Raw genomic sequence first — 12,007 nt, 5'->3', positions numbered from 1 at the left:
TCGCGACACGTAAACTAGTTAACTCCGTGCCATTGTACCCACCAACGGCGCCTTAACTGTCTCCGCCCCGGCCCAAAAAGACACGAAAAAGCGCCCAGTGCCCGGCGGGCGGGCAGCTGGGCGCAGGGCGGGCTAGCTAGCTGTTAGCCTGCGCACCCTCGGCGTCCTCGGTCAGGGTGATAAGACCGTAGTCGAAGGCGTGGCGGCGGTAGACGACCGCCGGCTGCTGGGTCTCGGAGTTGATAAACAGGTAGAAATCGTGACCCACCAGCTCCATCTCGCTGAGCGCGTCATCCACGGTCATCGGGTTGGCCGGGTGCTCCTTGGTACGCACGATCTGGCCCGGGCGCTGCTCCTCGATGGAATCCGCGTACGGATCGACGTAACGATCTTCCTTCGCCGGCGCGGCCTTGCGCTCGGCCTCGGCCTCGGCGACCATCTCCGCGGCGATCTCGCCGGTGCCCTTCTGGGCGCGGTGGCCGGACTTGACGTTCTCGCGGCGGACCTTCACCTTGCGCAGGGAACGCTCCATCTTGGCCAGGGCGGTCTCCAGCGCGGCGTAGAAGGAGTCTTCCTTGGCCTCCGCGCGGGCGATATGACCCTTGCCGGTGGCGGTGATCTGGATGCGGTCCGACTGGGAGTCACGGCGCGGGTTCGGCTCGTGCTGCAGCTCGACGTGGAAGAAGGTCAGCGTCGGATCCAGCCGCTCGATCTTGGCCAGCTTGCCGGAGACGCGCTCCTGGAAGTGTTCCGGCACCTCCACGTTGCGCCCCGTGATGGTTACCTGTGCGTTGGTGGCCTGTGGCTCGGTCATTGACTTGCCTCCCTAGATTTGGCTGGGGGCGCGCAATCCCGGCGCCCCCGGGGGACTATTGGACTCGTCCTGCTGAGATCGCCGCCCCGGGCCTTCACCGGCGGAAACCGTGTGAATCCGGAGGCTAAAACCTCAACCTGTGACACCCCTCATCATACCAGTGGTCATAACCATCCCCCACCAAAGGTTGGAATTACATTTCTGTTTACCCCCACGCCGTTCCCCCTCTAGGCGTCCGCCAGCACCAAGCCCGCCCGCACCAGCGCCCCCGCCGCCCGCAGCTTGTCGGCGGTATTGATCAGTGTCGCGCCCGTGGTCACCACGTCGTCGACCACGACGGTGGCCCGGCCCACCAGCCGCGGGTCGGCATCGACAGCCACGGCGTCACGCATATTCGCCCACCGCAGGTCTGCGTTCAGCCGCGACTGGTCGGCCACGCCGCGGCGCAGGCGCGCGCAGTTGACCACCGTCAGCGGCAGGCCGTCGCCGAGCAGGCGCGCCGCGTGCTGGCACATGTGCAGCACCGGGTCCCCGCCCCGGGCCCTGGCCGACGATGCCCGCGTCGGCGCCGGCACCACCACCAGCCGCGGCGGCAGCACGCCCTGGGCCACCAGCTGCTCCAGCCCGGCGGCGATGACCGCGCCGGCAAAGGGGCGCACCGCCTGGTTGTGGTACTCCTTCATCTGAATGATGAGGTTGCGGCGGATCTCCGAATACGGACCCAGCGCAAAGATGGGCGGGTCCAGCAGCGTGCGGCGGCTGATCCGGTGCGGCGGGGTGCGCAGGTGCTCCCGGCAGGCCGCGCACAGCACCTGGCCCGGGGCCTGGCACCCGGCGCAGGCGCGCGGGACCAACAGCTCCCCGACCTGCTGCCAGACCCCCATCGCGCGCGCCGCCTAGTTGCCCACGATGGGGGCCGCGCGCACGCCCTGGAGGCCGGGGACCTCGCGCCAGAACACGGAGTCGGACTCGCCGGCCGGCAGCTGCAGCAGGGCGTTGGCGTCGGTCAGGTAGACGGTCGTCGGCGAGGCCGCCACGGAGACCACCGGGGCGGTGATATTGCCGCTGGGCAGCGTGGTCAGGGAGGACCCGTCCTGCTCGATGCGCCAGATCGGCGTCTCCGTGGACGAGGTGCCCACCACCAGCGAGCCGTCCGGCTGCCAGTCCAGCGACAGCGCGTTGCGGCCCAGCTCCGAGTCGAGCTCGCGCACGTTGACGATCCGGTAATCGCCGTCGGTCTCCTGCGCCACCACGCCGGAGTAGACCGCGCCCCCGATGATGAAGGCCACCCGCGCGCCCGTCGACGACAGGCGCATCACCGAGATCTCGCCCTCGATGTGATCCAGCGCGTCCGCGTTGATCGGCTGCTCGGTGACCTCGCCGGTAGTCGAGCGCACCACGCGGTAGATCTTCTTGCCGTCGACCGCGACCCACGCGCCCCGGCCGGTAATGCCGAAGGTGGGCCGGGTGATGCTCTCACCCTCCAAGGACTCCGCCACGTCCCCGTTCAGCGTCCCCAGCACCAGCTGGGTCTTCTCCGCGCCCTTCTTGCGCACGGCCGCGAACGTCTCCTCCGCCGAGATCTCCGCCGACTCCACGTTGCCCGCGTTCGCCGCCGGGTTGTTCAGCGGCTGCGTCTCGTTGCCGGTCAGGCGCACCACGTTGCCGTTGGTCACCGCGTACAGCGAGGTGGCGGCGTCCGTGTTCGCCTTCGGGTTGTAGTCCGCGAAGTCGTCGGTGGTCAGCTCGTCGAGGCCTTCGACCAAGGGGGCGTCGTCGGCCACGACCCGGTAGGGCCCCGGGATGCCGGCGGTGGACAGGGTCCAGACCAGCTCGGCGGCAAACCGAGTGCGGTCCTCCTGACTCATGTCCGACATGCCGGTGAAGTGGTAGACCCCGTCCTCGATGCCGCCAAAGTTCGCCTCCCGCGGCACCACCGACATCGTCGCCGGCGCCAGCTCCTCGGCCGGGCCCTGCAAAAGCAGCGTGATGAGCTCGGTATCCAGGGACTCCTGGCCCGTGGACAGCCAGCGGCGATCACTTTCCAGCGCCTGGCCGGTGTGCTCGTAGAAGAACAGGGCATGCGGCTGGTAGCGGTTACGCAGCTCCGTGCGCTCGATGACCACGACCTCCGGCAGATCCGAAATCCGCCACTCGCCGTCCACCTGCGTCATGTGGACCTGGGCCTCGAAGTCGCCGTTTTCGGAGGTATAGGACCCTCCCTCCGAGAGCGTGCCGATGACCGAGCCGCGCACGTTGAAGCTGCGGCCGCCCTCCGCGGAGTCGGCCTCGGCGGCGGTGATAATGTCCAGCGAGTCCACGATGAGCACCTGCTGGTCCGGGTCCCAGTCCCCGGCCGCCTCCTCGGTCATAAACGATCGCGCGGCCGAATAATCCCCAGCCGGCAGCGCCGAGGCCGCGTAGAAGTCGCGCAGCAAAAGGTCCGGCTCCTCCCCGGCGCGCGGGCCCATGGACGGCTCCGGGGTGGCGGCCGGCTCGAAGGAGTGCAGCACCTTGGGGCTGGAGTTTTGCGGCAGCGTCGAGCACGCACTAAGCGTCAGCGACGTCGCGGCCAGGACGGCGAGGACGGCGCGGGCCGGACGGGCCGGGCGGGTCGGGCGCCGGTGGGTCTTGTGCATCACGGCTGGCCTCCCTTCGGTTCATTCGGTTCCTGCGGGGCCTTCGATGCCTGCGGCTCTGCCAGCCCCTGCGGCTGTGCCAGCGCCTTGGGCTCCGGCACGTACAGGTCCAGCGGGGCCTCCTCCACGGCCTCGCCGGGCACGCGCGGCAGGACCAGGCGGAAGCAGGACCCGCGGCCGAAGACACCAGTCGCGTCCAGCGTACCGCTGTGCAGCACGGCATCCTCGCGGGCGATAGCCAGGCCCAGGCCGGTCCCGCCCGAGTGGCGCTTGCGGGAGGAATCCGCGCGCCAGAAGCGGTTGAAGACCAGCTCCTCCTGTCCCTCCTTCAGGCCCACGCCCTGGTCGGTGACGGTCACGGCCACGGCCGTGTCGTTGACTCCTAGGTGCACGTCCACCGGGTTGCCCTCCGAGTGGTCGATGGCGTTGGCCAGCAGGTTGCGCAGGATGCGCTGGACGCGGCGGTCGTCGCCCTCGAAGCTGATGGGCTCGTCCGGCAGGTGCAGGTTGACCGCCACCCCCAGCTCGTCGGCCAGGTGGTCGACCTGCCCGAAGGCGTTCGTGACGCAGTTGCGCAGGTCCAACTTGTTGGTGGACAGGTCCGCCACGCCGGCGTCGTGGCGCGAAATCTCCAGCAGGTCCGCCAGCAGCTCCTCGAAGCGGTCGAGCTCGCGGCTCATCAGCTCGCTGGCGCGGCGGGTGGAGATGTCCAGGCTGTCCGCGTTCGCCGCGATCATGTCCGCGGCCATGCGCACCGTGGTCAGCGGGGTGCGCAGCTCGTGCGAGACGTCGGAGGTGAACTGTCGCTGCAGGTCGCCGTACTCCTCCAGCTGCGTAATCTGCTTGGACAGCTTGTCGGCCATGTCGTTGAAGGACTGGGCCAGGCTGCCCATCTCGTCCTCGCCCTCGACGGCCATGCGCTCGCGCAGGTGCCCGGCCGCCAGGCGCTGGGCAATCCGGGACGCCGAGCGGATGGGCGTAATCACCTGCTGGGTGGCCAGCCAGGCGATGCCGACCAGCAGCACGATGACCACCACCGCGGCCGCCGAGAGCAGGCCGCGCATCAGCGCCAGCGTGGCTTCCTCCGACTCCATGCTCATCACCAGGTAGACCTGGGTGTCCGGGATATCGGACTCGGTGGGCGTGCCGACGATCATCGCGTTGTACTTGGTGCCGTCGCCGTGGTCGATGGGCGCGTATTGGACCATGACCTGGTCGTGGGAGACGCCGTTGCGCAGCTCCGTCGGGATGCGGTAGCCCTCCGGCGAGGTGGTCACCGAGCCGTCGGAGCCGTTGACCACGATCACCGGCTCGTAGGAGGCCTGCGTCTCGCCGCTCTGGGAGCCCAGCTGCGTCAGCGAGGCGCGCGCGGAATTAATGCGCACCTGCACCGAGTTGGCCGTGCCCGTGGCCGCGATCTGTTGCTCCACCGCGATCCGGGCGCGCTCCAGCTCCTGCAGCGCCACGTCCTGCTTCTGGTCCACCAGGCGGGAGGTCAACACGGAGACCAGCGCGTAGGTCAAAATGACCATCACCACGGTGGCGGTCATGAAGATCAGGCCGATGACGCGCACCTGCAGGGAGGTGCGCCACCACTGGATGGCGGAATCGCGGAATTGTCTGATGCGGTCCAGGATGGCTGTTACTCCCCCGGCTTATTCGGCGCCGGCCGGCTTGCCGGCCTTGTAGCCCACGCCGCGCACGGTCAGCACGATCTGGGGATCCTCCGGGTCGTGTTCAATCTTGGCGCGCAGGCGCTGGACGTGGACGTTGACCAGGCGGGTATCGGAGGCGTGCCGGTAGCCCCAGACCTTCTCCAGCAGCTCCTCGCGGGTGTGGACCTGGCCCGGGCGGCGGGCCATCTCCACCAGCAGGTCGAATTCCAGCGGCGTCAGGTTCAGCTCGCGGGAAGACCCGTCCGCGTTGCGGCGGGTCACGGTGTGCTCCGGCACGTCGATGACCAAGTCGCCGACCTCGATCATCTCCGTCGTCGCGGTATCCGTACGGCGCAGGCGGGCGCGGATGCGGGCCACCAGCTCCTTCGGCTTGAACGGCTTGGTGATGTAGTCGTCCGCGCCGGATTCTAGGCCTAGCACGACGTCGACGGTGTCCGTTTTAGCGGTCAGCATGACGATCGGCGCCGAGGAGCTTTGGCGGATGCTGCGGCAGATGTCCACGCCGTTCATACCCGGCAGCATGAGATCTAGCAGGATCAGATCCGGGTCGTGGCGTTGGAACATGGGCACCGCGTCGTTGCCGTCGGTCACGGCGATGGGCTCCATGCCCTCAGACTCCAAAACGATGGTCAACATTTCCGAGATCGCCGGGTCGTCATCGACCACCAGGATTGTCGGTGCCACTACTTCTCCCCTACCAGTTGTCGTACAGCTTGGATAATCATATCGCTATCTGCGGTAGCTATCCAACGCCCCGCCCACTCGCGGTCGGCCAGCGCGCGGTAGGCCGCCGCGGTGCGTGCCTGGAGGCCGGCGTCCTTTTCGTAGGCGTCGCGGGCCCGGGTGGCATCGTCAGCCGCGCGGCCCTGGGCCCGGGCCCCGGCCAGGTCGACGTCGGTGTCCAGGAAGACCTGCAGGTGCGGCTTCGGCAGGCCCAACCGCTCGAATTCCAGATGGTAGACCCAGTCGGCCACCGCCTCATCGCGCAAGCGCGCAGCCGAATACGCCGCATTCGATGCCACGTAGCGGTCCAGCACCCACACCTCCGGCGCGCGGTGGGCCGCCAGCAGCTGGTCTTTCGCGCCCCAGCGGTCCAGGGCGAACATCGTGGCCATCGCGTAGGCCGAGTCCGTCATGTCCCCCATACGGCCGTACAGCGCGTCCTGGGCCAGCTGCGCGTGGATGGAGTCGGCATACCGCGGGAAGGCCAGCGTGTGGATCTCCCGGCTTACCGCCTCGCGCAGGCGCGACACCAACGTGTTCTTGCCCGCGCCATCGATGCCCTCTATGGCAATAATCACAGCAGTGCGTCACCTACTCCCTTATGCCAGGGCCTCGAGGAAGGGCTCGATGTCGGCGTCGTCCGCCTCGCCTGGCTCGGCGTTTTCCAGCAGTTCCGCGGCCTTTTCGTTGAGCTGTTCGTCGGAGCTGCCGGCCAGCGAGCGGATGAACGGGTACTCGGCCACGACGTCGCCGGCGCTAAACGGCGCGCCGGACCAGATGGCCGCGATGGTGGCTGCGGCTAGGCCGTTGGCTAGCTCCTCGTCGGTGGGCTGGGCGGAGTCGGCGGCCAGGACGACGGCGTCCCGCACGGCTTCTACGACCTCCTCTTCTTCGAGGGCAGACAGCTCATCGAGAAAATCGGTGTTGCTGTCGCGGGTGAAAATCTCTTCGTCCCAGGTGCTCACTGTGATCTCCTTCGCAAGGTGAATTTGGCTCCCGCACTAGCGGAAGTCGGGTATCAGACGTTAAGGTGCATGGTACTGTTGTTATCGACTTGTTACCACGGAAGGGGACCGCACGGTGAATACGGATACGCGCCGCGTCGTCATCTTCGTCGTCGTCGGCCTGCTAGTGGCCGCCGGCGTCGGGGTGAGCGTCTGGCACCTCGGTGCGCCCAAGTCCTCTTCCATGGACGATAATGCCACGCCGGTGGCCAACAAGCAGCTAACCAGCTCCGAGGAGAAGGCGACGACCTCGTCGAGCTCCGCGTCCAGCACCGCGCCCTCCGAGAGCCGCGATCGCGACGACGCCAAGGACAACGACGACAACCAGCGCGCTACCCGCGAGGACGCCAACTACTCCGCCCCGCAGGCCAACGACCCGTTCCTGGCCCCCAACGCCGTGGTCGACGCCCAGACCGGGCCCGCCGCGCCGACGACGTACTACCGCCCGGACAACCTCTCCGCGTCCCAGGGTCAGCAGAACCAGCAGGGTCAGCAGAACCAGCAGGGTCAGCAGAGCCAGCAAGGCACGCAGGATTCGGGCCAGCAGGTCCAGCCGATCGCTCCGACGCAGCCGGCACAGCCCACGCAGACCACCCGCCCAGATACCAGCGAGAAGCCGTCCACGTCGAACGAGCCGCAGCCGAGCAGCCCGAACCAGCCGGAGCCGTCCCCAACCGTGCCGGGACTGCCGGCCGAGGAGAACAACGGCCACCTGGACATCCAGATCTCCGATCTGCTGCCCGAGCCGCCGCAGCTACAGGCCCCGCCGGCCGAAAAGGAACGCGCCGAGACGCAAAACGCGCCCGAGCCCACGGAGGAAACCGCGGGCCAGGGCAACAACTAGGCGCTGGCTGCGGCGCGCGGCAGGCCGGCGCTCAAGGCGTCTCCAGCGCGCGGGCGTCTGACGCGTTGGCGGCTGACGCCTAGACGCTCGCGACGAAGAATTCCGCCGGACTATCGCCGGCTGCCAAGTGGACGCGGCTCTCGGCGGCCGGGGCCCAGGCGCCGCGGCCCGGGGTGAGGTTGAGGTCCCCGGCGGTGGCGCCGTCGCCGCGGGTGCACAGCACGATGGCAGGCCCGTCCAGTTCGAGGGTGGCCTGCGCGCCGGCATCGAGGGCGTAACGGCGCAGGGAGAACTCGTCGATGGGCACCGGGTAGTCGAAGACCTCGCAGCCTGCGGCCGGGCTCACTTCCCCCGGGTGGACCTGCGGGTCGGCGGCGGCCTGGAAATCCAGGACCTTGACCAGCTCCGGCACGTCGACGTACTTGGGCGTGAGCCCGCCGCGCAGCACGTTGTCCGAGTTGGCCATCAGCTCCACGCCGAGGCCGTGGACGTAGGCGTGCAGCTGCCCCGCGGCCAGGAAGACGGCCTCGCCGGGCTGCAGCACGATGTGGTTGAGCAGCAGCGCGCCCAGCACGCCGATGTCCCCGGGGTACTGCTCGTTGATCCCCAGCACCGTGCGCACGTCGCGCACAATCCACTCCGGGGTGCCCGGGGCCGGGGCGGCAACAAGGCGCTCGCCGGCCGTCACGATGTCGGAGATGAGCTCCTTGCGCACGCCCGCCGGGATGGTGATCCAGGTGGTAAACAGCGCGCGCAGGCTGGCGCCCTCGGCGGCGGGGTCGTCGTCCAGCATAGACAGGTAGCGGTCCAGGCTGGCGCAGTCCAGCGCGGCGAAGAGCTCGCGGGTGTGCGCCAGCGGGCGGAAGCCCGCCATGGCGTAAAACTCGGTCAGGGCGACGATGAGCTCCGGCTTGTGATTGTCGTCCTTGTAGTTGCGCTGCGACGAGTCCAGGGCCACGCCCTGGGCGTTTTCCCGGGCAAAGCCCTCCTCGGCCTGGGCCTTGGACGGGTGCGCCTGCAGCGAGAGGACCTCCTCGGCGGCCAGCAGCTTCAGCAGGAAGGGCAGGCGGTCGCCGTGTTCGCGGCGCACGCGCTGACCCAGGTGGGTCTCCGGGTCGCCGGCGATAACCTCGTCGAGGCGCGTTCCCTCCAGCGTCGCCGGCGCGGCCGGGTGGGCGCCGAACCAGAGCTCGGCCACGGGGCTATCCCCCTCAGGCTGGCCCAACAGCTGCGGGATCATGGTCTTGGATCCCCACGAATAGTTACGCACGGAACTATCGAGCAACTTCATGCGGTTTATGAGTCCTCTTCCTCATTCATCGAAGGCGGTCGCGGCATAGGCGCGCGTCAAAAGCTGCAGCGCGCGGGAGAATTCGCTTCCCTCCGCCGCGTTGACAGCCAGGCTATGGGGCAGGTTCGCCTCCTCCTGCCCCCAGAAAATCACCCTCCAGGTTAGCGCACCATCTATAAAAGGATCGTAGAAGATATCGTCAGCTTGCTGTGTGCCGGCACCATCCAGGGCCTGCGGCAGCTGGGCCGCCTCCACGACGGTCCCGGAGCGCCCGCGGGTGGCCCAGACCGCCGCGGCTACCGATGCCACCGCCGCACCCACCGTCTGCCCCATCGGCGCCGAGTGCATCACCCCGCTGCCTCCCGCCTGCGCGGCGAAGGCGGCCAGCTGCCGGGCCGGGTTGGTATCCGCGCTGCGGTCGGGGGCGCAGGCGGCTAGTTCGGCATCGACGGCGTCGGCGGCGTCGCCCAAGGGCTGCGGGTCGCCGCCCAGGACCAGCCAGAGCGCCCCCGCCACGCGGGCCGGGGCGGGGCCGGTGACGTCGGGCAGGGCGGTGAACAAGAAGGCATCGTCAGCGACGTCGTCGGCCAGGGGCCCGGGCGGGCCGGCAAAGACCGTGGCGGCGCCGCGCTGCTGGGCGGTGAGCATGGCCCGCGATGCCCACTCGCAGTCCGCGGCCTCCCCCACCGTCACCACGATGTCGAGGGCGCCGACGTAGGCCGGCAGCGCGCGGGCGACGACCACCGGGCAGTGAGCCTGGGGCAGGTAGGCCTGGGCGAGCGCGCCGGCGGCCGCGGCGGCGACCTGGTCAGTGGCCAGCACCACGACCGAGCGCGGGCGCAGGCCGGCCAGATATTCATTCAGACCCGCCGCCTGGCCGGCGAGCGCGCGTAATTGCGCCCCTTCGTGCGCAATGTCGAAAAAGCGCACCTGCTCCGGTGTCCACTGTGTGCTCTCCATGGTTTCCCACCTTAGTAGCGCCGGTTATACTATTTCGACATCATGACCGGAAACACTGTTGTTCATCCCGTCCTGCTCATCGGAGGCGGCCCCGGCGCCTGGGACCTCATCACCGTGCGCGGCATGCGCGCCCTGCAGGACGCCGACGTCATCCTGGCCGACCACCTCGGCCCGACCGCGCAGCTGGATAAGCTCTGCGATATCGCCAGCAAGGAGCTCATCGACGTCTCCAAGCTGCCGTACAAGCGCCAGACGTCGCAGGACAAGATCAACGAGATGCTCATCTCCCACGCCCGCGCCGGCCGCCGCGTCGCCCGGCTCAAAGGCGGGGATCCCTTCGTCTTCGGCCGCGGCTTCGAAGAGGTCCAAGCGCTGGCCGCCGCCGGCTTAAGCTGCGAGGTCATCCCCGGGGTCACCAGCGCCGTCGCCGTGCCCGGGGCCGTGGGCATCCCCGTGACCCAGCGCGGGATGGTCCACGCCATGACCGTGGTCTCCGGGCACCTGCCACCCGGCCACGAGCGCTCCCTGGTCGACTGGGAGGCGCTCGCCCGCTCCGGGGCCACCCTGGCCGTCATCATGGGCGTGCGCAACGCCGGAGCGATTGCCTCCACGCTCACCGATGCCTCCCTCCCCGCCGACACCCCCGTCGCCGCCATCCAGGAGGGGACCCTGTCCGGCCAGCGCGTGGTGCGCACCGATCTGGCCCACTTGGGCGCAATTGTCGAGGAGGAAAAAATCCAGCCGCCGGCCGTCTTCGTCATTGGAGACGTCGCGGGACTACGCGCGGAGGCCTAAGTTATCCACAGCCGCGCCGTGTGTTGAGACCAGCTTTGCGCCTACTTGGGCACGTTGCTCCATTTTTCGGCCTTTGGGCAGCTCGTGCCGCAAAAACGGCCGTTTTCGGCCTGTGGATGGTTTACGCAGGGCGGTTATATTGCCCCGAGTTATCCACAGATCGGCATTCCGGCCCTTGTAGGGGTTGATCTGTGCTTCTAGCGTGTGAGTCATGACAACGACAGCCATGGACACACTCAAAGCAGCGCACGCCATCTTCGCGGACGGGATCAGCTACCTGGACCTGTGCCGCCAGCTCAGCCTGCCCGCTTTGAAGGCTGTCATGTCCGACGTGGCCGCCGCCGCGCAGCACCGTGCCTGCCAAACCTTCTTCGGGAAAACGTCCTATACGCGCAAGCAAGCCGCCGCCCGCCGGGGCGCCGCTTCTCAGGGCCATCACCTGGATACTTTGCTGGTGTTGGACAATGCCTTCCGCCGGGTGCGCCACCAGGGCGACGCCTGGGCCATGCTCATCGAACTGTGCAACACCCCCGGCACCACCAAACAACTCCGCAGGCTGGCCAACCAAAAAGTCTTGGAACTCAACCGCCCGGCCCCACCCGCCGAAGGCGTGCGCGTGACCCGCCGCAAAGACGGACCCAGCACCTTCTCCATCACCGGGGACCCGCAGCTGGTAGAAAACCTCTGGGCCAGCATTAAGACCATCCCCGACGTGGAAGCCTTGTTCAGCGGCGGCCTAGAAAAACAACCCAAGACCACCCACGTGGTCATCTCCCTTCCCGACTGGGTGCGCATCCTCGCCGGCGACGGGGACGAGATCACCTTGCAGCTAAGCAACGGCACCACCATGACCGGTGCCGACTACGTCCGCCAATGCCTCCTAGACGCCGGCCTTGCCACCCTGGTGGACCCGAGGCGCGGGCCGGTCAACCAATACCGTTACCAACGGCATGCCTCGCCCAAGCAGAAGGACATGGCCAAAGCCGAGACCACCACCTGTGCCTGGCCGAACTGTAGGAAGCCTGCGGATGAGTGCCAGGTCCACCACATCCACCCCTGGGCAGGCGGCGGAGAAACCAACCAAGAAAACCTGACCTTGTTGTGCGAGTTCCACAACTCCTGGAACGACGACGACCCCGCCTACCCCAGACACGGAAGGGTCAACCGAAGACACGGCGAAGTCACGTGGGACCCGCCCTGGAGCAGCGGGCCCTAGGCCCGCCGTGAAAACAAAGCCGAGAGAACAAAGCCGCGGGACGAA

The 12,007-nt window shown here is 68.3% G+C and carries 12 protein-coding genes; 3 read left to right on the top strand and 9 right to left on the bottom strand.

Annotated features, from left to right (window positions below; genetic code table 11):
• Positions 1 to 136: 136 nt before the first annotated feature.
• From hpf to QQS53_RS02970, 7 genes are all read right to left on the bottom strand, one after another.
• On the bottom strand, positions 137 to 814 hold the full coding sequence (gene hpf, locus QQS53_RS03000; RefSeq protein WP_472774442.1) for a ribosome hibernation-promoting factor, HPF/YfiA family: 678 nt from the start codon (positions 812 to 814) through the stop codon (positions 137 to 139).
• A gap of 227 nt (positions 815 to 1,041) precedes the next feature.
• Positions 1,042 to 1,698: a ComF family protein gene (locus QQS53_RS02995; RefSeq protein WP_472774441.1), complete on the bottom strand. Its 657-nt coding sequence runs from the start codon at positions 1,696 to 1,698 to the stop codon at positions 1,042 to 1,044.
• Between the two features lie 12 nt (positions 1,699 to 1,710).
• Positions 1,711 to 3,453 (bottom strand): MtrAB system accessory lipoprotein LpqB, encoded by a 1,743-nt coding sequence (gene lpqB, locus QQS53_RS02990; RefSeq protein ID WP_472774516.1) that lies wholly within the window; start codon positions 3,451 to 3,453, stop codon positions 1,711 to 1,713.
• Positions 3,453 to 5,033, bottom strand: coding sequence for an MtrAB system histidine kinase MtrB (mtrB, locus tag QQS53_RS02985; RefSeq protein ID WP_472774515.1), 1,581 nt, complete (start codon positions 5,031 to 5,033; stop codon positions 3,453 to 3,455). Before mtrB ends, lpqB begins: the two co-directional genes overlap by 1 nt.
• Positions 5,034 to 5,108: 75 nt before the next feature.
• Entirely contained in the window at positions 5,109 to 5,813 is a 705-nt protein-coding gene (gene mtrA / locus QQS53_RS02980) for an MtrAB system response regulator MtrA (RefSeq protein ID WP_472774440.1), read from the bottom strand.
• Positions 5,813 to 6,430 (bottom strand): dTMP kinase, encoded by a 618-nt coding sequence (locus QQS53_RS02975; RefSeq protein WP_472774439.1) that lies wholly within the window; start codon positions 6,428 to 6,430, stop codon positions 5,813 to 5,815. Before QQS53_RS02975 ends, mtrA begins: the two co-directional genes overlap by 1 nt.
• A 21-nt stretch (positions 6,431 to 6,451) precedes the next feature.
• A complete protein-coding gene (locus QQS53_RS02970; protein ID WP_472774438.1) occupies positions 6,452 to 6,817 on the bottom strand; it encodes a DUF4259 domain-containing protein in 366 nt (121 codons plus the stop codon).
• Between the two features lie 115 nt (positions 6,818 to 6,932).
• Between QQS53_RS02970 and QQS53_RS02965 the strand changes: the two genes are divergently transcribed.
• Positions 6,933 to 7,700, top strand: coding sequence for a hypothetical protein (locus QQS53_RS02965; RefSeq protein WP_472774437.1), 768 nt, complete (start codon positions 6,933 to 6,935; stop codon positions 7,698 to 7,700).
• A gap of 79 nt (positions 7,701 to 7,779) precedes the next feature.
• Here QQS53_RS02965 and manA read toward each other — a convergent pair whose 3' ends face one another.
• Positions 7,780 to 8,991, bottom strand: a complete 1,212-nt coding sequence (gene manA, locus QQS53_RS02960; protein ID WP_472774436.1) for a mannose-6-phosphate isomerase, class I — start codon at positions 8,989 to 8,991, stop codon at positions 7,780 to 7,782.
• Between the two features lie 21 nt (positions 8,992 to 9,012).
• Positions 9,013 to 9,951, bottom strand: a complete 939-nt coding sequence (locus tag QQS53_RS02955) for an exopolyphosphatase (protein WP_472774435.1) — start codon at positions 9,949 to 9,951, stop codon at positions 9,013 to 9,015.
• 42 nt (positions 9,952 to 9,993) lie between these two features.
• Between QQS53_RS02955 and cobA the strand changes: the two genes are divergently transcribed.
• Positions 9,994 to 10,746: a uroporphyrinogen-III C-methyltransferase gene (cobA, locus tag QQS53_RS02950; protein WP_472774434.1), complete on the top strand. Its 753-nt coding sequence runs from the start codon at positions 9,994 to 9,996 to the stop codon at positions 10,744 to 10,746.
• Positions 10,747 to 10,957: 211 nt separating this feature from the next.
• A complete protein-coding gene (locus tag QQS53_RS02945; protein ID WP_472774433.1) occupies positions 10,958 to 11,962 on the top strand; it encodes an HNH endonuclease signature motif containing protein in 1,005 nt (334 codons plus the stop codon).
• Positions 11,963 to 12,007: the final 45 nt, after the last annotated feature.

Source organism: Corynebacterium sp. 2571A, assembly GCF_055700935.1.
Note: the sequence above shows the minus strand (reverse complement) of the source record. Positions and strands in the feature narration are given on the sequence as shown.